Source organism: Thiohalophilus thiocyanatoxydans (assembly GCF_004366735.1).
Lineage (GTDB): Bacteria > Pseudomonadota > Gammaproteobacteria > UBA6429 > Thiohalophilaceae > Thiohalophilus > Thiohalophilus thiocyanatoxydans.
The window spans coordinates 434,898-453,111 of the sequence record NZ_SOQX01000001.1 but is presented as its reverse complement, the minus strand read 5'-3'; the positions used below and the strand labels follow the sequence as shown (position 1 = coordinate 453,111).

The 18,214-nt window shown below is 57.1% G+C and carries 18 protein-coding genes and 1 tRNA gene; 13 read left to right on the top strand and 6 right to left on the bottom strand.

All coding sequences use genetic code 11. The features are described 5' to 3' along the window. Positions 1-375 precede the first annotated feature (375 nt). Positions 376-999 (top strand): OmpW/AlkL family protein, encoded by a 624-nt coding sequence (locus tag EDC23_RS02100; RefSeq protein ID WP_134080636.1) that lies wholly within the window; start codon positions 376-378, stop codon positions 997-999. On the opposite strand, the gene EDC23_RS02095 is transcribed toward EDC23_RS02100, so the two are convergent. Continuing rightward, positions 996-3,632, bottom strand: coding sequence for an EAL domain-containing protein (locus EDC23_RS02095; RefSeq protein ID WP_166668748.1), 2,637 nt, complete (start codon positions 3,630-3,632; stop codon positions 996-998). The two genes, EDC23_RS02100 and EDC23_RS02095, sit on opposite strands and share 4 nt — an antisense overlap. A gap of 287 nt (positions 3,633-3,919) precedes the next feature. Here EDC23_RS02095 and hemW point away from each other — a divergent pair, with 287 nt between their 5' ends. The 5 genes from hemW to EDC23_RS02070 are packed head-to-tail and all read left to right on the top strand — an operon-like array spanning position 3,920 to position 6,766. Then, positions 3,920-5,077: a radical SAM family heme chaperone HemW gene (hemW, locus tag EDC23_RS02090; protein WP_134080633.1), complete on the top strand. Its 1,158-nt coding sequence runs from the start codon at positions 3,920-3,922 to the stop codon at positions 5,075-5,077. Further along, positions 5,067-5,255 (top strand): CPXCG motif-containing cysteine-rich protein, encoded by a 189-nt coding sequence (locus EDC23_RS02085; RefSeq protein WP_134080631.1) that lies wholly within the window; start codon positions 5,067-5,069, stop codon positions 5,253-5,255. Before hemW ends, EDC23_RS02085 begins: the two co-directional genes overlap by 11 nt. After that, entirely contained in the window at positions 5,248-5,508 is a 261-nt protein-coding gene (locus EDC23_RS02080; RefSeq protein ID WP_134080629.1) for a transcriptional antiterminator, Rof, read from the top strand. The genes EDC23_RS02085 and EDC23_RS02080 overlap by 8 nt, the downstream gene beginning before the upstream one ends. Then, complete coding sequence (locus tag EDC23_RS02075) at positions 5,508-5,867, top strand: cupin domain-containing protein (RefSeq protein WP_134080627.1); 360 nt, start codon at positions 5,508-5,510, stop codon at positions 5,865-5,867. Before EDC23_RS02080 ends, EDC23_RS02075 begins: the two co-directional genes overlap by 1 nt. A gap of 2 nt (positions 5,868-5,869) precedes the next feature. Beyond that, positions 5,870-6,766: an ROK family protein gene (locus tag EDC23_RS02070; RefSeq protein ID WP_134080625.1), complete on the top strand. Its 897-nt coding sequence runs from the start codon at positions 5,870-5,872 to the stop codon at positions 6,764-6,766. Between the two features lie 248 nt (positions 6,767-7,014). Here EDC23_RS02070 and EDC23_RS02065 read toward each other — a convergent pair whose 3' ends face one another. From EDC23_RS02065 to tsaD, 3 genes are all read right to left on the bottom strand, one after another. Next, the gene (locus tag EDC23_RS02065) at positions 7,015-7,734 is read right to left on the bottom strand and encodes a DUF4197 domain-containing protein (RefSeq protein ID WP_134080623.1); all 720 of its coding nucleotides are present in this window, start codon (positions 7,732-7,734) and stop codon (positions 7,015-7,017) included. Between the two features lie 510 nt (positions 7,735-8,244). Then, positions 8,245-8,940 (bottom strand): tRNA (guanosine(46)-N7)-methyltransferase TrmB, encoded by a 696-nt coding sequence (gene trmB / locus EDC23_RS02060; RefSeq protein ID WP_134080621.1) that lies wholly within the window; start codon positions 8,938-8,940, stop codon positions 8,245-8,247. A gap of 222 nt (positions 8,941-9,162) precedes the next feature. After that, positions 9,163-10,176 carry a tRNA (adenosine(37)-N6)-threonylcarbamoyltransferase complex transferase subunit TsaD gene (gene tsaD / locus EDC23_RS02055; RefSeq protein WP_134080619.1) on the bottom strand — a complete coding sequence of 338 codons (1,014 nt, stop codon included), beginning with the start codon at positions 10,174-10,176 and terminating at the stop codon, positions 9,163-9,165. Positions 10,177-10,298: 122 nt separating this feature from the next. On the opposite strand from tsaD, the gene rpsU reads away from it, so the two are divergent. The 7 genes from rpsU to EDC23_RS02020 all read left to right on the top strand — a co-directional run bounded on the left by rpsU (position 10,299) and on the right by EDC23_RS02020 (position 16,636). Further along, a complete protein-coding gene (rpsU, locus tag EDC23_RS02050) occupies positions 10,299-10,514 on the top strand; it encodes a 30S ribosomal protein S21 (RefSeq protein WP_134080617.1) in 216 nt (71 codons plus the stop codon). Between the two features lie 46 nt (positions 10,515-10,560). After that, positions 10,561-11,016 (top strand): GatB/YqeY domain-containing protein, encoded by a 456-nt coding sequence (locus EDC23_RS02045; RefSeq protein WP_134080615.1) that lies wholly within the window; start codon positions 10,561-10,563, stop codon positions 11,014-11,016. A gap of 184 nt (positions 11,017-11,200) precedes the next feature. Further along, complete coding sequence (dnaG, locus tag EDC23_RS02040; RefSeq protein ID WP_134080613.1) at positions 11,201-13,000, top strand: DNA primase; 1,800 nt, start codon at positions 11,201-11,203, stop codon at positions 12,998-13,000. Positions 13,001-13,175: 175 nt separating this feature from the next. Beyond that, entirely contained in the window at positions 13,176-14,996 is a 1,821-nt protein-coding gene (rpoD, locus tag EDC23_RS02035; RefSeq protein WP_134081277.1) for an RNA polymerase sigma factor RpoD, read from the top strand. Between the two features lie 226 nt (positions 14,997-15,222). Then, positions 15,223-15,299, top strand: a tRNA-Ile gene (locus tag EDC23_RS02030). 115 nt (positions 15,300-15,414) lie between these two features. Then, positions 15,415-15,867, top strand: a complete 453-nt coding sequence (locus EDC23_RS02025) for a peroxiredoxin family protein (protein WP_166668747.1) — start codon at positions 15,415-15,417, stop codon at positions 15,865-15,867. A gap of 163 nt (positions 15,868-16,030) precedes the next feature. Next, positions 16,031-16,636 carry a DUF4202 domain-containing protein gene (locus EDC23_RS02020; RefSeq protein ID WP_134080609.1) on the top strand — a complete coding sequence of 202 codons (606 nt, stop codon included), beginning with the start codon at positions 16,031-16,033 and terminating at the stop codon, positions 16,634-16,636. 216 nt (positions 16,637-16,852) lie between these two features. Here EDC23_RS02020 and EDC23_RS02015 read toward each other — a convergent pair whose 3' ends face one another. Next, a complete protein-coding gene (locus tag EDC23_RS02015; protein WP_134080607.1) occupies positions 16,853-17,596 on the bottom strand; it encodes a glutathione peroxidase in 744 nt (247 codons plus the stop codon). A gap of 48 nt (positions 17,597-17,644) precedes the next feature. Beyond that, positions 17,645-17,854 carry a DUF2061 domain-containing protein gene (locus EDC23_RS02010; protein WP_134080606.1) on the bottom strand — a complete coding sequence of 70 codons (210 nt, stop codon included), beginning with the start codon at positions 17,852-17,854 and terminating at the stop codon, positions 17,645-17,647. Positions 17,855-18,214: the final 360 nt, after the last annotated feature.

The following is an 18,214-nucleotide window of genomic DNA, read 5'->3' as shown; positions in this document are numbered from 1 at the left end:
ACTAGTGGCTAGTGCCCCGCAGGTCAGGTTTCGTGACGCGACCTGACATTCTCTCTATCGGATGGATGTCACGCAGGCTACCGCCAGCGTGACCTACGCAACTTTAATTTGTAGGCCCGATATAGCAAAGCGGTATCGGGCATCCCCGATTGCCGGACACCGCGGAATTTATGCCCGAAGGGTGCGATGTACGGCCTACCGACTGCTACTGCCCTCTGCCAACTGCCATCTGCTTACTTTCAATTTGATCCAGATCAATGTTTTACCTCTCACCTTTCATTCCGCTGCCCCAACCTGATCCAGATCAACATTCTTTTCCCTACCTCTGTCACAGTCGGTGTCAACAACAAATTTCACGACGAGACGAGGCACACCATGAAACACACGACTTTATTCTCTACTCTGGCCGCCGCCATAGCACTGGGCCTGGCCAGCCAGCCTGCCACTGCACTGGAAAAAGGCGATCTGCTGCTGCGTTTCGGCCTGGCCAACGTCAGCCCCAATGATGGCAGCAGTGGCGGCGCGGGCGACAATGACGCGGTCGGGGTTGAAGATGACACCCAGCCGTTCATTAACGTGACCTGGATGCTCAGTGACAATCTGGGGCTGGATGTACTTGGCGCTACCCCGTTCACCCACGACATCACCCTGGAGGGTTCCGGTAAAATCGCCGAGACCGAACAGTTACCACCAACCGTAGGCCTGCAATATCATTTCACTCCCCAGTCCAATGTGCGTCCCTATGTTGGTGCCGGTATCAACTACACTACTTTTTTCAACGAAAAAGCCACAGCGGTTATCGATTCTATTAGCCTGGATGACTCCTGGGGACTGGCCGCCCAGGCCGGCGTGGATGTTGATATCAACCGGGACTGGTTCTTCAACGCCGACCTGCGTTACATGCAGATCGATACCACCGCCAAAACCAACCTCGCTGAGGATATTGATGTAGATATCGACCCCTGGGTTATCAGCCTGGGCGTAGGCATGACTTTCTAATGTCTGTTTCTCTTCCTGGATTGGGAAACCGGGGGCCTTACGGCCCCCTTTTTATTACGTCCCGGTCGGGTAAGAGAAGACGACAGACTGTTACTTTCAACAAACGCCCCTAACTCTATGGGCTCGCTGATAAAATAGCCCTGCGCATAATCCACGCCAAATGTCTTCACGATATTGAATATCTCTTCTGAACAGACAAATTCCGCCACTACTCGCTTGCCAAGACTGTGCGCCACGTCCACCATCGAGCGGACCATTACCCGGTCTTCCTCACTGTTGGGCAAATTGCGAATAAACGAACCATCGATTTTCAGAATATCCACCGGGAAATTCCGTAAATAGGAAAATGAGGACAGGCCCGTTCCAAAATCATCCAGCGCAATTCGACAACCCAGTGCTTTAATGGAATCGATAAATGAACGTGCTGCGCTGATACTATGCAACGATGCTGTTTCGGTAATCTCAAACACCAGGCGTCCCGGGTCCAGTTGCTGTTCCTCAAACAGTGCTTCCAGCCACTCAAATAATTCGGGATCGCCGATATTTGTCCCGCTTAAATTGATTGAAATGGAAATATCAGAACCTGTGCCATCATGGCCCGCCAGATGTGAAATGGCCAGCTCCATAACCCGTCGATCAATTTTCTTTATCAGACCATATTTCTCTGCTACGGGGATAAATTCACCCGGCAAAACAACCTTGTCATCCGGACCTTGATATCGCATCAGGGCTTCGTAGTGCGTCACCTTCCCGGACTGTATTTCAAGAATCGGTTGAAACAGCAAGAAAAACCGATCTTCTCTTATACCGGTAATAATTCTGTCGACCCAGACTTCCCTGTTCCGCTCTCCTTCATCATCCTCTTTCGCATAAAAATGAATAGTCTGCCGACCACTGACTTTGGCACTTCGCAAGGCCGCCTCCGAGCGCGCCAGTAATTCGGCTGGTGTAGCACCATGATCAGGGTATGTTGCCACGCCGACCTTGCATGTGATATTGACTTTATCCTGATCAACATCGAAAGGTTCTTCCTCAATGGCGGAAATAATTCTTTTCGCGGCGCCATGCGCCCCCGTCTGATCGGTTTCCGGTAATATAATTACAAACCGGTTCCCCCCTGCCCTGACAAGCATGTTGTTATCATAGGCAGCCAACAGGTCACTGGTACGTATTGTTTCTTCCAGGCGCATCGAAAACTGGACAAGCACCTCATCACCACCCGAATGCCCATAGGCATTATTAATGGCGTGCATTCGATCAATATCAATATGCAGACAGGACAAATGCCGTTTATGGCGCTTTGATTGCGACAACAGGCTTTCCATGATTACCGAAAACCCGTTCTGATTAATCAGTCCGGTCAAGGGATCATGCGTAATATAAAAGTCCGCGAGTTGCTGTGCCTCACGCAGCTGGCTGATATCCTGGACAGTACAGATAAAGTACCGAACCCCTTCAACCCGGGTCATATCCAGAGCAATCCTGACGGAACGGAGTCGGCCATCCCTGGACTTGATCCGGTACTCTCTGAATTTATCCTCAATGCTATGGCTTTTATTTGTCGGCTCTTCACTATCAAACGATTCGAGAACCTTGCTGAACTCATGCGCCTCCACTTCCGGCATCAAACTGGCAATGCCATATTCAACCAGACTGGCTTTATCTCGACCAAAAATCTCCTCCGCTGCCTTGTTGGCCGTCAGCACCATGCCATTGCGATTCAGGGTAAGAATCCCTTCCGCGGAGATATCCAGTACGCTGTTAACAAAAGCGTTGGCTGTCTCCAGCTTTTTGTTCATGCGTTGTAAAATGCTGAATCGGAAGTAGCCATAAGCCAGCCCGCCCAGGATCAACAGCGTCAGAACCAGATACGCAACCCGCCGATGGTCCCAGAACACCGGCTCCGGATACCAGTGAGAATGAATGGTTCCGTAGACTTCCGATGCCAGGACCTCCTGCAATGCCTTGTCCAGTTTTTTCGCCAGTTCCGGCTGTTGCCGGTTCACGGCGATCGCCCGGGGTATCTCGCGAATCGGCTTGCCCAGAGCCTGCAGGTGGCCTTTTAACCGCAGACTCCTGGCAAGTTGTTTTGCGATAGGTGTCGGATAAATGATCGCGTCGATCTTGTCGGTCGCCAGATCCAGCAAAGCATCCGCCAGATGCGGATATTCATGACGCCTGATTGCCGGCTCGCGATTCAAAATACTGACGCCAACATTATTCCGCACCACACCGACAATATAACGGGAACCCCGCAAGTCACTTAAGTCCTCGAACAGTCCCCTGTCCTCCAGCACCAGTAGCGAGACAGGGATCTTGTTGATCGGGCGGGTGAAGGTAACAAAGGCTTCTCTTTTCTCGGTCACTCCCAGATTCGGAATGATGTCCGCGCGGCCGCTTTTCAGCTGTGCGAAGGCCTCCTCCCAGGAGGAGACGGGAACATATTCAACCCTCACCCCCGCCCGCGAGGCCACCTCTTCCATGATTTCGATGCCAAAACCCGTTGGCAGGTTATTGACCGTGATGTTGTAGATCGGCGGGAAACGCTCGGGGAAAACGGCCACCACCGTCTCTCCGGCATCCGCGGAACCGTTCTCAGCAACTTCGTCGCTAGCCCCGGCTTGCCATGTCAAAACCAATAGCAGCCAGATAAGAAATTGGCGTGTGCATCGTCCCATACTGCTGATTTTGAAACCTTTTTTCCCTACTATAATTGACTATATCGTCAAGCCGCTGAATTACCTTAACTTTATTACCCCACATAACCGGCACCTCGACTTTCCCGACGCCGGCTGAACTGCGCCATCCTTGCTGGCCCGCTAACGCAATGAGGTCAACACAAGCACCTCTGCTGCCACTTCTGCTACTCTAGCAGCGTTGCCGGTAGCCACAAGGTTCTGATTCGCAGGTCCCCGTTTTTATGTTGCACTTCACCTCTCTGCCCCCACTCTCGCTCTACATCCACTTCCCCTGGTGTACGCGCAAATGTCCTTATTGTGATTTCAATTCTCACGCCCTGAACGACGAGCTGCCGGAGCGGGCCTATATCGACGCGCTGCTACGGGATCTGGAACAGGATCTGCCCCTGATCTGGGGTCGCAAGGTCAACACGATTTTCATGGGCGGCGGCACGCCCAGTCTGTTTTCACCCGAATCACTGGAGTATCTGTTATCCCAACTGCGCGCCCGGCTGGCCCTGGCCGCGGATATCGAAATCACCCTGGAAGCCAATCCCGACTCGTCCGAGGCGGCGAAGTTCGCCGAGTTTCGCGCCGCGGGTATCAACCGGCTCTCCATCGGCATCCAGAGCTTCGACGCGGATCAGTTGCAGAAACTGGGCCGCATTCACGATCGCCAGCAGGCCTTTGCCGCCGCCGAAGCCGCCCACGCGGCGGGGTTCGATAACTTCAACCTCGATCTGATGTTTGCCCTGCCCGACCAGACCCTCGATCAGGCCCTGGCGGATCTGCACAATGCCATTGCCCTGGAGCCAACCCATCTGTCCCATTACCAGCTCACGATCGAGCCCAACACCTGGTTCTATCACCACCCGCCCCCGTTACCGGATGACGATCTGGCCTGGGAGATGCAGTCCCGTTGCCAGGCCGTGCTGGGTGAGCACGGTTACGCCCAGTACGAAGTCTCGGCCTATGCCCGGCCCGACCGCCAGTGCCGGCATAACCGCAACTACTGGGAATTCGGCGATTACCTCGGCATTGGCGCCGGCGCCCACGACAAACTGAGCGATGCCGCCGCCGGGCGGATCGTACGCCGCAGCAAACAGCGCAATCCGCGGGATTATCTGCAGGACGGGAACTTTGTTCAGAGCGAACAGGTCCCGGATGAAACAGATGTGCTGTTCGAGTTCATGCTCAACGCCCTGCGCCTGAATGACGGTTTTGAGCTGGCCCTGTTCGAGCACCACACCGGCCTCTCCCGCGACGTGTTGCAGGCACCGTTGCAGCAGGCCGTCGCCGATGGGTTGATCGAACAGGCAGGCGACCATATAAAAAGCAGTATGCGTGGACAGCAATATCTCAACGATCTGATTGCCCGGTTTTTACCCGATGCTGGATGAAGTCAGCATCGCATGTCCCTACTGTGGCGAAGTATTCACCACGGTGGTGGACTATTCCGCCGGCGATCAGGAGTACATTGAAGACTGTTATGTCTGTTGCCGACCGATCCGCTTTAGCGTTATGGTGGATATCAACGGTGAACTGGCCGAGGTCATCACCCGACAGGACAATGAGTGACGATAACGACGACCACTACCAGGCCATCTCCTGTGCGGATTACAGCCGCTATGAAATGTGGATCCTGCACGGGCAACGGCTGCAACTCGCCTGGCGCGATGCCCGGGGCCAGGAATACATCGGTCTGCTGCAACCCCTCGATTTACAATCCCGCAGCGGGCAGGAGTTTCTGATCGCCAGACCAGTCAGCGGCGGTGACACCCTCCATATTCGCCTGGATCGGATCCTGCGCTGCAACCCGGATGAGACCTGATGCATACCCAAGATCGTGATATTGAAACCTACACCACCAAGGACGGCTCGCAAATCCGCGAACTGATGCACCCCGACGTGCACGGCAACCGCAACCAGAGCCTGGCCGAAGCCATCGTTTCGCCCGGCGAGATCACTCAACTGCATCGCCATGGCAAGAGCGAAGAGCTCTATCACATCACCCGCGGCCGTGGCTGGATGACCCTGGGTGAACAGGAGTTCGAGGTGAATGTCGGCGACACCGTCGCCATCGCGCCCGGCACCGCACATCGCATCAAAAACATCGGCGAGGATCCCCTGCACATCCTCTGCAGCTGCTCCCCGCCCTACGCCCACGACGACACCGAACTGCTGGAGTAACCATGCGCATCGGCATCGACATGGGCGGCACCAAGATCGAAGGTATCCTGCTCGACGAGCAGGGCCGTGAACAACAACGCCAGCGCATCGATACCCCGCGCAACGACTATCCCGCCACCGTGCAGGCGATCGTCGATCTCATCAAACAGCTGGAAAGCGAACTACATGAGCCGGCCACGGTAGGTATCGGTATTCCCGGCGCCATCTCGCCGGCCAGCGGCCGGGTCAAAAACGCCAACTCCACCTGGTTGATCGGCCAGCCGTTGCAGAACGATCTGCAACAGCAACTCGGCCGCGAAATCAAAATAGAAAACGACGCCAACTGTTTTGTCGTCTCCGAAGCGACCGACGGCGCGGCACAGGGCGCCGATGTCGTCTTTGGCGTGATCATCGGTACCGGGACCGGCGGCGGTATTTATGTGCGGGGCAACTCAATCGTCGGCCTCAACGCCATCGCCGGCGAATGGGGCCACAATCCCCTGCCCTGGCCCACCCCCGATGAGTATCCGGGGCGAGATTGTTACTGCGGCAAAAAAGGCTGCATCGAAACCTGGCTGTCAGGCCCCGGCTTCAGTCGCGATCACCAGCTCAGTGGCGGCGGCCATCTACCGGCGCCCGAAATCGCGCAACTGGCCGCACAGGGCAACACCCTGGCCGAAGCCTCACTGGAACGTTACGAACAACGGCTGGCCAAGAGCCTCGCCTCGGTAATCAACATCCTGGATCCCGAGATCATCGTCCTCGGCGGTGGCATGTCCAACATCCGGCGCCTGTACGACAACGTGCCCAAGCTCTGGACCACCTACGTCTTCTCCGATCGGGTCGACACCAGACTGGTGCCGCCGAAGCATGGGGATTCCAGCGGGGTGCGGGGCGCCGCCTGGCTTTGGCCCCAATGATAAAAAAGTAAGCAGTTGGCAGTCGTCAGATGGCAGCACTGCCTGACACAACCTCGACCCAGAGCAAATTCGTAGACCCGATATAGCGAAGCGGTATCGAGTCGGGCATTCATAGAACAACCGCTGCTGTTTTAATCACGAAGCCACGAAGTGAATCAATTTTTCCTTCGTGCCTTTGTGGTCAAGCTTTTATAAAACTCTGTCAACTGCCATCTGAGGACTGCCAACTTTTTCTTCGTGGTGATATTTCAATTCTTTCTACCGAAAACGCGTTGCAGGATTTCGGTGGTGCGTTTGGCCGGATCCTGGCGAATGGTGGCTTCTTCTTTGGCCAGGTAGTAGAACATCCCGTCGATCCCGTGCTGGATGACGTAGTCGTTCAGATCGAAGTTTAATTCCTGCGCGAAGGGAATGGCCCGGTAGCGGTCCATGACCCTGTCATAGGTTTGCACCACACCCACCTGCGCTAGGGTGTCGTCGATCACCGGGCGCATCATGCGTTTGAGTTCCGGTGTCATGGTCTTCTGAAAATAGCGCGTGGCCGCATCGTCCGGACCGTCGTAGATCTGTTTGACGTCCTGCCAGCTCATTTGCTGAACCGCCTCGACAAACAATGCACGGGCTTTCGGGGCCGCAACTTCGGCGGCCCGGTTCATGCCCTGTTCCAGCTCCGCCAGGTAATGACCCAGACCGACCTTGACCAGCGCGTCCTGCACCGGCTGCAGTTTGGCTGGCAGGGGAATGTGAATCGCCTGGTCCTGGTAATAACCGCCCTGTTGCCCGACCTGGTCGACTGCTCGTTCAGTTCCGACCTTCAGCGCCTCTTTCAGGCCGGCGGCGATCTCGTCTTCGGTCAACGGCCGGTTTTGATTCAGCATATCCTCGCCCTGTTTGAACAGATCGCCACTACAGGCAGTCAGCAAGCCGCTGAATAGCAATATGCTCAGTAATTTTCCCATCGCTCTCATTTTGCCTCCTGCACAAACCGAATTTTTACCACGAAGACGCGAAGTCTCGAAGTAATGAATTTATTTTTCTTCGTGTCTTCGTACCTTCGTGGTGAAGTTTTATAAAAACCCGCGCCTCACTCGTAGGCCCGATAAAGCAAGGCGATATCGGGCATTGCTCTAGTAGACGGATGTCACGCAGGCTATCGCCAGCGTGACCTACACCTTGAAACCATTTCACCACCAAGACGCCAAGACACAAAGTTTCATTGATTTGTTTTTCTTCGTGTCTTGGTGTCTTCGTGGTTAAATTTCTATAAAAATCCGCGCCTCTCTCGTAGGCCCGATAAAGTAAGGCGATATCGGGCATTTATCGAACAACCGCCACCTCTCAGTGTAGGGTGCCGGATGTCACGCAGGCTATCGCCAGCGTGACCTACGCCTTATTACCACGAAGTCTCGAAGTAATAAATTTATTTTTTCTTCGTGTCTTCGTGTCTTCGTGGTTCAGCTTTTTATCAAAATCCAGCCCTAACCTTTCTTACGATAGATCAGATCCCACACGCCGTGGCCGAGCTTCTGGCCGCGCTGTTCGAACTTGGTCTGCGGCCGGTAGTCAGGGCGGGGGCTGAACTTGCCCTCGCCGGCGGTATTGTCAAAACCCGGGAATTCACGCATCACTTCCTGCATGTGTTCGGCGTAGTCTTCCCAGTCGGTGGCCATGTGAAACACACCGCCGCTTTTCAGCCTGGCTCGCACCATCTCAACGAACGCGGACTGGACGATGCGGCGTTTGTGGTGTTTTTTCTTGTGCCAGGGATCGGGAAAGAGCAGGTAGAGCGCATCCAGGCTGTTGTCGGGGATCTGCTGCTCCAGCACCTCCACCGCGTCGTGCTGGCTGACCCGGACATTGCTCAGCTGATCCTGCTCGACATGCAGCAACAGATTGCCGACGCCGGGGCGATGGACCTCGATGCCGAAGTAATCATTCTCCGGGTGCTGTTGCGCCAGCTGCGCCAGCGCGCCGCCGTTGCCGAAACCGATCTCCAGGATGCGCGGTGCCTGGCGGCCGAACAGATCATCCAGATCCAGTAACTGCGGCGTGAAGTCGACCCCGAAGCGGGGCCACAACTCCTCCAGCGCCCGCTGCTGGCCTTTTGTCAGGCGGCCCTCGCGGCGCACGAAACTGCGGATGCGGCGGTAAAACGGTTTTTCTTCAGGCATCATTACTCACTTTGTTCGTGTGCCGAGGGACGAGGCGGTTTTGTATAGGCTGATTTAATTCACCCCTCCCTAACCTTTATGCCCTCCAGGGTGCTCCCCTAGAAGGGGAGGGAATGATCTTGCTAATAGCGAAGATCGGTTCCCCCTCCCTCAGGGAGGGGGCCAGGGGGAGGGGATAAAAGAAAACCTCGTTACTCGTCCCTCGTCCCTGCCGTTTAACTTTCGTTAAACGGCGGAAAGTTCTGCCAGCGGCCAGCGGGCGCGGCCGGTGAATTCGAGGCTTTCGTGCTGGCCGGCGGCCAGGCGCTGGCAGCCGGCGAAGGCGATCATGGCGCCGTTGTCGGTGCAGAACTCCAGGCGCGGGTAGTAGACCCGGGCGCGTTCTTTTTCGGCCAGCTGATCGAGTTTGGCGCGCAGCTGGGTGTTGGCGCTGACCCCGCCGGCGATCACCAGACGGGTGAGGCCGGTCTGCTGCAGGGCGCGGCGGCATTTGATCGCCAGGGTGTCGACTACCGCCTCCTCGAAGGCCCGGGCGATGTCGGCCCTGGCCTGCTCATCCCCCTCATTCTTTTTATAGGTGTTGAGGGTGAAGGTCTTGAGGCCGCTGAAGCTGAAATCGAGCCCGGGGCGGTCGGTCATCGGCCGCGGGAAACGGAAACGTGCCGGATCCCCCTGTTCGGCCAGTTTGGCCACCGCCGGACCGCCGGGGTAGCCGAGCCCCAGCAGCTTGGCGGTCTTGTCGAAGGCCTCGCCGGCGGCGTCGTCCAGCGACTCGCCCAGCAGCTCGTAGCGGCCGATCCCCTCGACCCGCACCAGCATGGTGTGGCCCCCGGAGACCAGTAGCGCCACGAACGGAAACTCGGGCGGATCGGGCTCCAGCATCGGCGCCAGCAGGTGGCCCTCCATGTGATGCACCCCGATGGCCGGCACGCCCCAGCCGTAGGCCAGGCTGCGGGCGATGCCCGCCCCCACCAGCAGCGCCCCGAGCAGGCCCGGCCCGGCGGTGTAGGCAATGCCGTCGATACCCCCCTCGCCCGTGTTGGAGTGAGTCATCACTTCGCGGATGAGGGGCAGGGTTTTGCGAATATGGTCCCGCGAGGCCAGCTCCGGCACCACCCCGCCGAATTCGGCGTGCAGCGCCACCTGGCTGTACAGGGCGTGGCCCAGCAGCCCGGCCTCGCTGTCGTAGATGGCGATCCCGGTTTCGTCACAGGAGGTTTCGATGCCCAGTACCCGCATATGGCCTTGTTATCCCTTGAAATTCACTGATTTGCCTTACATTTAGACTTTGCAATTGGCAGGGGCAGGTATTACACTTGCGCGCCTTAACTTTTTCAACAATTTTATCGAGGTGATGCTGAATGCCTTCTGTACGTGTGAAGGAAAACGAACCTTTTGACGTCGCACTGCGCCGTTTCAAGCGTTCCTGCGAGAAAGCCGGTGTCCTGTCCGAGGTACGCCGCCGCGAATACTACGAAAAGCCGACTGCCGTGCGTAAGCGCAAGCTGGCCGCCGCGGTCAAGCGTCACCAGAAGAAACTGTCTCGCGAACGCTCCCGCCTGAAACGCCTGTATTGATGCCTCACCTGCCGTCCGTTTCGCGGGCGGCCACTGACAAACCGGTATGAGCGACACATCTCTCAAGCAGCGCATCAACGACGACGTCAAGGCGGCGATGCGCAATAAGGACAAGGAGCGCCTCGCGACCTTGCGCCTGATCACGGCCGCCATCAAGCAAAAGGAAGTCGACGAGCGCATCGAGCTCAATGACGATCAGGTCCTTGGCGTGCTCGAGAAGATGATCAAGCAGCACAAGGACTCCATCGAGCAGTACGAAAACGCCGGTCGCAGCGAACTGGCCGACAAGGAGAAGGCCGAACTGGTCCTTATCCAGGAATACATGCCCGCCCAGTTCTCCGAGGCCGAAATTACCGCCCTCATCGATGAGGCCATCGCCGAGACCGGCGCCAGCGAAATGAAAGAGATGGGCAAGGTCATGGGCCTGCTCAAGCCCAAACTGGCCGGCCGCGCCGACATGGGCCAGGTCAGCGCGCTGATTAAAGCCAGATTAAGTAACTAGCACCTCTGTCGTCTGCCTCCAAATACGCTTTCACCACCAGGACGCCAAGACACCAGGTACTGACCCGAGGGCATCGCGTCCCTGAATAAATGGGTCGGGGTATATCCGTCGGTCACATCATTTCTTTACCTCGTCCCTCGTAACTCGTCCCTCGGTCCTGCGTCTGTGCGCTACAATGCGCAGCATGGCACTAATCCCACAATCCTTCATCGACGAGCTGATGAGTCGCATCGACATTGTCGATGTGATCGACGCGCGCGTGCCGCTGAAAAAGGCCGGCCACGAGTACAAGGCCTGCTGCCCGTTTCATAACGAGAAGACCCCCTCGTTCACCGTCAGCCAGAACAAGCAGTTCTATCACTGCTTCGGCTGCGGCGCCCACGGCACCGCCATCGGCTTTCTGATGGAATACGAGCATCTGGCCTTCCCCGAGGCAATCGAGGAGCTGGCCCGCGGCGCCGGTATGAACGTGCCCTATGAAGGGGGGCGTCCCACGCCCCAGGACCGCCAGGCCAGCCGCGAGAGCGAGGATCTCTATACCCTGATGCAGGAAGCCGACGACTACTACCGCAAACAGCTGCGCGACCACCCGCAACGCCAGGCGGCGGTGGACTACCTCAAGGGCCGGGGCCTGAGCGGGCGGATCGCCGCCGAATTCGGCATCGGCTACGCTCCGCCGGGCTGGGATAACCTGCTGAAAACGCTCGGCACCGCCGCCGAACGCCAGAAACAGCTGGTCACCACCGGGATGGTGATCGAAAAAGACGACGGCAAGCGCTACGACCGGTTTCGCCACCGGATCATGTTTCCCATCCGCGATCGGCGCGGACGCACCATCGCCTTCGGCGGCCGGGTGTTGTCCGATGATGACAATCCAAAGTACCTCAACTCCCCGGAAACCCCGCTGTTTCACAAGGGTCGCGAACTCTACGGTCTCTACGAGGCGCGCCAGGCACTGCGCGATATTCCCCGCCTGATGGTGGTGGAGGGCTATATGGACGTGGTCTCGCTCGCTCAGTTCGACATCCGCTACGCGGTGGCGACCCTGGGCACCGCCACCACCGCCGATCACCTGCAACAGCTGTTCAAGGTCACCTCCGAGGTGGTGTTCTGCTTCGACGGGGATCGCGCCGGGCGCGACGCCGCCTGGCGGGCGCTGGAGAACGCCCTGCCGGTGATGCGCGAGGGACGCCAGATCCGCTTCCTGTTCCTGCCCGACGGCGAGGATCCCGACAGCCTGGTGCGCAAGGAGAGCAAGGCCGAGTTCGAGCAGCGGGTCCGTCAGGCCACGCCGCTGTCCGATTTCCTGTTCAACTCCCTGAGTCGGCAGAACGACACCGCCTCCATCGACGGGCGGGCCAACCTGGTGGCGCAGGCGCGGCCGCTGCTGGCCAGACTGCCGCCGGGGGTCTACCGACAGATGATGATCAGCCAGCTGGCACAGCTGGCCCGAATCGAGGAGAGCCGGATCGAAACCGCCCTCAACCAGACAAAAAGTCCGGGAAACCGCGGCAGTGAGCCCGCTCCGGCCGCGCCGCCCCGCCGCGCGGCCCGCGGCGGGGCCCAGTCGCGGCAGACCTTCTCGCCGGTACGCCGCGCGCTGACCCGACTGCTGCACAATCCGGGCCTGGCTGCCGAGGCCGGGGATCCCCGGCGTTTCAGCCAGCTGGAGATGCCGGGGATCGATTTATTGATCGCCCTGCTTGAAACTTTACATCATCACCCCAATCTAACTACCAGCGCCCTGCTGGAACGCTGGCGCGATTCGGAAGACATCCGGCACCTGGAAAAGCTGGCCACCTGGCAGCCGGAAATTGACGACCCCGCGAGCCTGAAACAGGAGTTTACGGCCGCGATCGAGGCCCTGGACCGGCATCGGCTGGAATCCCGCTACGACATGCTGATGGCCAAATCCAACCACGGTAACCTCACGCCGGAGGAGAAGGTCGAAATCCGGCAGCTGTCCAGCCAGCTGTTCCACTGATGTCATTTTCAGAAAAAATTAAATAAATCGGGGGGCTGTGCCGTCATATAGGGGCACCCGCCGAATGTAAACCTGTCCCGATTACCTAGAAAATCGGGCAAATTAGTGTAAAATTGGATGGTTTTACGCCGCTATTTTGGGATCTGATTAGATGAAGCCTGCAAAAGCCGAAGCGATGGATATAACTCAACAGCAATCTCAACTCAAGTCGTTGATTGCAAAGGGTAAAGAACAGGGTTTTCTGACCTATGCCGAGGTCAATGATCACCTGCCCGACGAGATTGTCGACCCCGAGCAGATCGAAGATATCGTCGCCATGATCAACGATATGGGCATCGTCGTCTACGAGGCGGCCCCCGACGGCGACACCATTCTGGAGACCACCACCGAGGTGGACGAGGACGCCGCCGAAGAGGCCGCCGCCGCGCTGGCCTCGGTCGACAGCGAGTTCGGTCGTACCACCGACCCGGTGCGCATGTACATGCGCGAAATGGGCGCCGTGGAGCTGCTGACCCGCGCCGGCGAAATCGAGATCGCCAAGCGCATCGAAGACGGCCTCAACCAGATGCTCTCCGCGCTGACCATGTATCCCGAAACCGTCAGCCAGTTGCTGCTGCTGTGGGACCAGGTCGACGCCGGCGAAATGAAACTGACCGACCTGATTACCGACTTTATCGATCCCAATGCGCCGGATGAAATTCCGACCCATACCCCGGTCGACGCCAGCGCGGCGGCGACCGAGAGCGATGATGACGACGACGATGCCGAGGAGGTCGACACCGGCCCGGATCCGGAAGAGGCCCGCCGGCGTTTCGAAGAGATCCGCAAGATCCACAAAAAGCTGGTGACCTCCACCCGCAAATACGGCCATCGCGACAAGAAGACCGCCAAGCATCGCGACGAGCTGGTCGAACAGGTCATGCAGCTCAAGCTGACCCAGAAAGTCGTGGACAGCCTGGTCATGGCCATGCGCGAACTGATCGATCGTATTCGCAGCCATGAAAAAGTGATCATGGACATCTGCGTGGATCGCGCGCACATGCCGCGCAAGGAATTCATTACTTCGTTCCCCGAGAATGAAGCCAAACCCGAGTGGCTGGAACAGCAGATCGAGGCGGATACCAAATACTCGCCGATCCTGCTGGAACACAAGGACGATATCCTGCGTGCCCAGCAAAAGCTGGCCTCCATCGAGGAAATCTGCGGCCTGACCATTTCCGAAGTCAAGGACATCAACCGCAAGATGTCCATCGGCGAAGCCAAGGCCCGCCGCGCCAAGAAAGAGATGGTCGAGGCCAACCTGCGTCTGGTGATCTCCATTGCCAAGAAATACACCAACCGTGGTCTGCAGTTCCTGGATCTGATTCAGGAAGGCAACATCGGTCTGATGAAGGCGGTCGACAAGTTCGAATACCGTCGCGGTTACAAATTCTCGACCTACGCCACCTGGTGGATTCGCCAGGCTATCACCCGCTCCATCGCGGATCAGGCCCGCACCATCCGTATTCCGGTGCACATGATCGAAACCATCAACAAGCTCAACCGGATCTCGCGGCAGATGCTGCAGGAGATGGGCCGCGAACCCACGCCGGAAGAGCTCGCCGAACGCATGGAAATGCCCGAAGACAAGGTGCGCAAGGTCCTGAAGATCGCGAAGGAACCGATCTCCATGGAAACCCCGATCGGCGACGACGAGGATTCACACCTGGGCGACTTTATCGAGGATCTGAACGTGCTGTCGCCGATGGACCACGCCACCTCCAGTGGCCTGATGGAAACCGTGCAGGGTGTACTGGAAGGGCTGACCGCCCGCGAGGCCAAGGTCCTGCGCATGCGCTTCGGCATCGACATGAACACCGACCATACCCTGGAAGAGGTCGGCAAACAGTTCGATGTCACCCGCGAACGCATTCGCCAGATCGAAGCCAAGGCACTGCGCAAACTGCGTCATCCGACCCGCTCGGATCACCTGCGCAGCTTCCTCGACTACGAATAAACCCGGCGAAAGCTGCAATCGAAAAGGCCGCCCCGATACCCCGGGCGGCCTTTTTTCGTTATACTTCCTGACTTACGGGCCTGTAGCTCCACCACTCTCGCCCGTCCATGGGCTTCGGGGCATAAGGTCATCCCTGACCAAGCGCTGCTCACGCACATCCGTGGACAAAAGTTGGTTAGGGAGAGGTTGAGCCTCATAGCAGGTTTCGTGAGATGTTTTAAAATTTGGGCCTGTAGCTCAGTTGGTCAGAGCAGGGGACTCATAATCCCTTGGTCGTAGGTTCAAGTCCTACCGGGCCCACCAACAACTCAGGGGCTGGTTTCTAGTCGCTAGTGACTAGGCAAACAACTGGCCACTGCCTAACTTATGCATGGTACCTATGCACACACTCCGCCACCTTTTCTTGAGTATCTGGCTTTTGTTCATAGCTGCCGGTATCACCCATGCCGAGACGGGGCATAAGGTCGGGCAGACGGCGCCGGGGTTTGCCCTGAACAGCCTTGCCGGTGACAGGGTCACGCTGGATTCTCTGACACAGCAGGGTCATGTACTGCTGGTGTTCTGGGCCACCGAGTGTGTTTACTGCTATGCACACATCGAAGACTTCAATGCGTTGCACGATCAATATCACGATAAGGGTCTGACGGTGGCGGCGATCAATATTGCCGGTGAGTATGAGCAGGAAGTGCGTGAATACGTCACAGACAATGGCCTCAACTATCTGGTGCTGGCCAACCGCCTGGATAACCTGGATGTCGCCGAGGACTATCATGTCGTCGGTACGCCCACCCTGGTATTAATCAGCCCTGATAACCGGGTGCTTTTTTACGGCCATAATCTGCCAGACATCGGCAAATGGCTGAAAGAGTGATCCGAAAACTGGTATAGTATTCCTGCCAGATCCTTTTAAAGAAGTACTCTGGACGCCACATTCAACGTGGAATAGCTATCTGTCGGTCACGCCACTGGCAATGATGCTCAAATCAATATCCAAAATACCGTCGACAAATTGATCGATTCAATGGAGCCATCGCATGTCGCAATCCAAGTATGAAAAAGCCATCGAACTCTTTGACGCCGCCAACCGTGAAGATCCTAACATGGAATTCGATGGCGAAAAGGAATGGCCGAAAGAACTGCTTTACTCTTATCGCATGGGCGAAATGATCGATCGCTATGCTCCCGATGCTGACGATGCGATGAAGCTGGCCGTGCGCGCCCAGCATATCCAGCGCTGGAAATCCCCCCGCGATGCCTATCCCATGGATCGTAAAGGCTACCTCAAGTGGCGCAGCGATCTGTACAAGTTTCACGCCCAGACCGCCGGCGAGCTGCTGGCGCAGGCCGGCTACGATGAAGAGTTTATCGAACGGGTCAAAACCGCCGTTGCCAAACGTGGACTGAAAACCAATCCCGATACCCAGTTACTGGAAGATGTCACCGATCTGGTGTTTATCGAACATTACATGCTGGCCTTCGCCAACAAGCATCCCGAGTACTCCGAAGAGAAGTGGATCGACATCATCCGCAAGACCTGGAACAAGATGTCCCCCGACGCCCAGCAGTTCGCCCTGGCCGGTAATATTACCCTGCCCGAACCGCTGGTGCCGTTAATCCAGAAGGCCGTGGCCGGGGAATAACTAAATATTTACCACGAAGATATCCTGGTGCCTACGTTATAAACAGGGGCTAGATCCTAGGTGCTAGCCCCTTATATCACCCCTCCCTAACCCTCCCCTTGAAGGGGAGGGGACGATTGCTAAGAGCACAGATTGGTTCCCCCTCCCACAGGGAGGGGGTTAGGGGGAGGGGGTATTCTTTACGGCCTAGCCACTAGAGCCTAGATCCTGCGCAGGTTACGCTGCGCGTTTTTCCGCCAGATACGCTTCCAGCGCTTCCGAGCCACCGATGCGTTCGCCGTTGATGAACACCTGCGGGACGGTCGCTTCACCGGAGACGGCGCGGATGGTGCCTTCGCTGTAGTCGCGATTAAGGACCAGTTCTTCATAGTCGATCCCGGCATCACTCAGCATACCCTTGGCGCGCACGCAGTAGGGGCAGCCTTCGCGACTGAATACCGTGACGTTCAACGGCTTGTTGGCCTGCGGTGCGATGTATTCGAGCATGGTGTCGGCATCGGAGACTTCAAACGGATCACCCGGCACGTCCGGCTCGATGAACATCTTTTCGATCACACCGTCCTTGACCAGCATGGAATAACGCCAGGAGCGATCACCGAAACCCAGATCGTTCTTGGGCACCAGCATACCCATGCCGCGGGTAAAATCGCCGTTACCATCGGGCAGAAAGGTGACGTTGAACGCGTTCTGTTCCTTCTGCCACTCATTCATCACGAAGGCATCATTGACTGATACGCATACCACCTCATCGACACCGTTTTCCTTCAGTGCCGGGGTTAACTGGTTATAGCGCGGCACATGGGTGGAAGAACAGGTCGGGGTAAAGGCGCCCGGCAGTGCGAAAACCACCACGCTCTTACCCTTGAAGATCGCGTCACTGCTGACATCGACCCATTCATGATCCCGACGGGTCCGGAAAGTGACCTGCGGAATGTTCTGTCCTTCTTTGTTCTCTAACATGCTTGTTGCTCCTGTTGATAAATGAATGTCGTGATTAAAAATTTGTCGTTACCCTTGCGGCAGCGCGTGACGGGGACCGTCATGCTCTGCCTGTTTGAACCGCGCCCACACCTGTTCGTGGATATGATAGGCGACGGTGTTGATGGTCGGCTCGACCAGCGCCAGAGCCCCGCCCACCAGCACGCTGCCGGTCATGGCATAACCGACGGTGAAGGCCACCGTGAAATGCACCGCTGCGAAACTCATTGTCTTGCTCATCGCCGTGTCCTCCTTCGAACAGGGTGTTTGCGCTCTACGGGAATCATTATCGGGGCCGGACGATGATATATAAAATCGTTTGTTTATATCGCATTGATAGTCAACGCCTATCAGTGGCCTGTATTTTACCAAGTCATTGAAATATCAATATTTTCAGGCAGGGCAATTGCCAGCAGACCGTTCAATTAGAGAAAACCTGGGCTAACCCGTTCGCGCCCGTGGGGCGCTCCCACGATTTTCAGTTCCTAGTAACTAGAAACTAGCCCTTAGAAACTAACGAGTGGGAGCGGGCGACGCACAGGGAAGTGCTAACACCCAAAGCACTCGCTTTGCTCACAGGGTGGGCTCTGTCACGGAAGA

What these genes read in the sequence shown, in the direction of transcription:
- EDC23_RS02075 (WP_134080627.1), top strand. Translation starts at nt 5,508, where the DNA reads ATGCATACCCAAGATCGTGATATTGAAACCTACACCACCAAGGACGGC.
- trmB (WP_134080621.1), bottom strand. Translation starts at nt 8,940, where the DNA reads ATGATGCCTGAAGAAAAACCGTTTTACCGCCGCATCCGCAGTTTCGTG.
- EDC23_RS02085 (WP_134080631.1), top strand. Translation starts at nt 5,067, where the DNA reads ATGCTGGATGAAGTCAGCATCGCATGTCCCTACTGTGGCGAAGTATTC.
- dnaG (WP_134080613.1), top strand. Translation starts at nt 11,201, where the DNA reads ATGGCACTAATCCCACAATCCTTCATCGACGAGCTGATGAGTCGCATC.
- EDC23_RS02020 (WP_134080609.1), top strand. Translation starts at nt 16,031, where the DNA reads ATGTCGCAATCCAAGTATGAAAAAGCCATCGAACTCTTTGACGCCGCC.
- tsaD (WP_134080619.1), bottom strand. Translation starts at nt 10,176, where the DNA reads ATGCGGGTACTGGGCATCGAAACCTCCTGTGACGAAACCGGGATCGCC.
- EDC23_RS02045 (WP_134080615.1), top strand. Translation starts at nt 10,561, where the DNA reads ATGAGCGACACATCTCTCAAGCAGCGCATCAACGACGACGTCAAGGCG.
- EDC23_RS02070 (WP_134080625.1), top strand. Translation starts at nt 5,870, where the DNA reads ATGCGCATCGGCATCGACATGGGCGGCACCAAGATCGAAGGTATCCTG.
- hemW (WP_134080633.1), top strand. Translation starts at nt 3,920, where the DNA reads ATGTTGCACTTCACCTCTCTGCCCCCACTCTCGCTCTACATCCACTTC.
- rpoD (WP_134081277.1), top strand. Translation starts at nt 13,176, where the DNA reads ATGGATATAACTCAACAGCAATCTCAACTCAAGTCGTTGATTGCAAAG.
- EDC23_RS02065 (WP_134080623.1), bottom strand. Translation starts at nt 7,734, where the DNA reads ATGAGAGCGATGGGAAAATTACTGAGCATATTGCTATTCAGCGGCTTG.
- EDC23_RS02015 (WP_134080607.1), bottom strand. Translation starts at nt 17,596, where the DNA reads ATGTTAGAGAACAAAGAAGGACAGAACATTCCGCAGGTCACTTTCCGG.
- rpsU (WP_134080617.1), top strand. Translation starts at nt 10,299, where the DNA reads ATGCCTTCTGTACGTGTGAAGGAAAACGAACCTTTTGACGTCGCACTG.
- EDC23_RS02100 (WP_134080636.1), top strand. Translation starts at nt 376, where the DNA reads ATGAAACACACGACTTTATTCTCTACTCTGGCCGCCGCCATAGCACTG.
- EDC23_RS02010 (WP_134080606.1), bottom strand. Translation starts at nt 17,854, where the DNA reads ATGAGCAAGACAATGAGTTTCGCAGCGGTGCATTTCACGGTGGCCTTC.
- EDC23_RS02080 (WP_134080629.1), top strand. Translation starts at nt 5,248, where the DNA reads ATGAGTGACGATAACGACGACCACTACCAGGCCATCTCCTGTGCGGAT.